This window comes from Butyricicoccus sp., from assembly GCF_050872565.1.
In the GTDB taxonomy this organism is placed as follows: Bacteria; Bacillota; Clostridia; order Oscillospirales; family Butyricicoccaceae; genus Butyricicoccus_A.
The window spans coordinates 1-1,521 of the sequence record NZ_JBNMHC010000452.1 but is presented as its reverse complement, the minus strand read 5'-3'; the positions used below and the strand labels follow the sequence as shown (position 1 = coordinate 1,521).

Here is a 1,521-nt window from a genome sequence, read left to right as displayed (position 1 = left end):
TTGACTTCATCAAAGGCAACGTCGCCGCACAGCTTGCCGTCCTTACGGTTCATGCCGACATCAATGACAACAGCGCCTTCCTTTACCATATCTGCGGTCACAAAGTCTGCCTTGCCGACAGCTGCCACCAGAATGTCTGCCTGCGCGCAAATTTCCTTCAGATTCTTTGTGCGGGAATGGCAAATCGTGACGGTGCCGTTCTTGTGCAGCAGCAGCATAGCCATCGGCTTGCCGACGATGTTAGAGCGGCCAATGACCACACAGTTTTTGCCGTTCGGGTCAATTTCGTACTCTTCGAGCAGCTGCATAACACCCGCCGGTGTGCACGGCAGGAAATCAAAATTACCAACCATGATCTTGCCGACATTGATCGGATGGAACGCATCAACGTCCTTCTCCGGAGAGATAGCATCAATAATTGCCTGCTCATCAATATGCTTCGGCACCGGCAGCTGACACAGGATACCGTCAATATGCGGATTGTGATTCAGCTCGTCAATCAAGCCGAGCAGCTCTTCCTGCGTGGTTTCTTCCGGCAGAGCATACTTTTCCGAATAGAAGCCGCACTCTTCGCAAGCGCGCTCCTTGTTGCGTACATATACCTTAGATGCCGGATCTTCTCCCACAATAATAACTGCGAGCCCCGGGCGAACACCCTTTTCCTTCAAACCATTGACCTCTGCCAAAATGCTTCCGCGTACCTTTGCAGAAACCATTTTGCCATCCATACGAACTGCACTCATGCTGTTTCCTCCTTGTGATTGCTTTCCTGCGTTACAGTTTTGAGAAACGGCATCTTCCGATTGAGAAAAAAACCGCCCAAGCCGATAATGACACAAATCAGTGCCACAACTTGTGATACTCGAATCCCTGTACCCCACAGATACAGACTGTCCGTGCGCAGTCCTTCGATGAAGAACCGACCCAGACCATACCATCCGAGATATAACAATGTGATCTCGCCGCGATACTTGCGCTTTTTCGAGACAACATACAAAATAATGAATCCTACCAAACTCCACACCGACTCATAAAAGAATGTCGGATGATTGCCGGTCGCTCCGGCTTCTGCCAGTGTCTTGCCAATGACCATGCGCCATGGTGCCGTTGTCGTGCTGCCATATGCCTCGCAGTTGAAGAAATTGCCCCAACGGCCCAGAATCTGGCCGATTGGCACAGCAATGGCAAAGACATCCAGCATGTTCATCAGATCGATCTTTTTAAAGCGGCACACAGCGGCGACAACAACAATGCCGCCCAAAATACCGCCATAAATCGCCAATCCGCCATGCCAAATAGCAAAGACCTCTGACAAGTTATTTTTATATTGATCCCACTCAAAAATAACATAGTAAATACGGGCGCACACAATGCCCAACGGCACGGCAAACAGCACGCAGTCATACACATCATCCTGTTTGACTCCGAAAGCCGGGCATCGCACCGATGCATAGATAACAGCCAATACCACGCCGCACATAATGAGAATACCATACCAGTAAATCGGCTTGGATGCAATAT

The 1,521-nt window shown here is 49.8% G+C and carries 2 protein-coding genes; both read right to left on the bottom strand.

The genetic code is table 11. The features are described 5' to 3' along the window. A partial coding sequence (locus tag ACR0P9_RS12430) for a bifunctional 5,10-methylenetetrahydrofolate dehydrogenase/5,10-methenyltetrahydrofolate cyclohydrolase (RefSeq protein ID WP_432620613.1) occupies positions 1-743 on the bottom strand: 743 nt, incomplete at its 3' end. Further along, positions 740-1,521, bottom strand: a 782-nt coding sequence (gene lgt, locus ACR0P9_RS12425) for a prolipoprotein diacylglyceryl transferase (RefSeq protein ID WP_432620611.1), incomplete at its 5' end; no start/stop codon positions are given. The genes ACR0P9_RS12430 and lgt, both read right to left, overlap by 4 nt.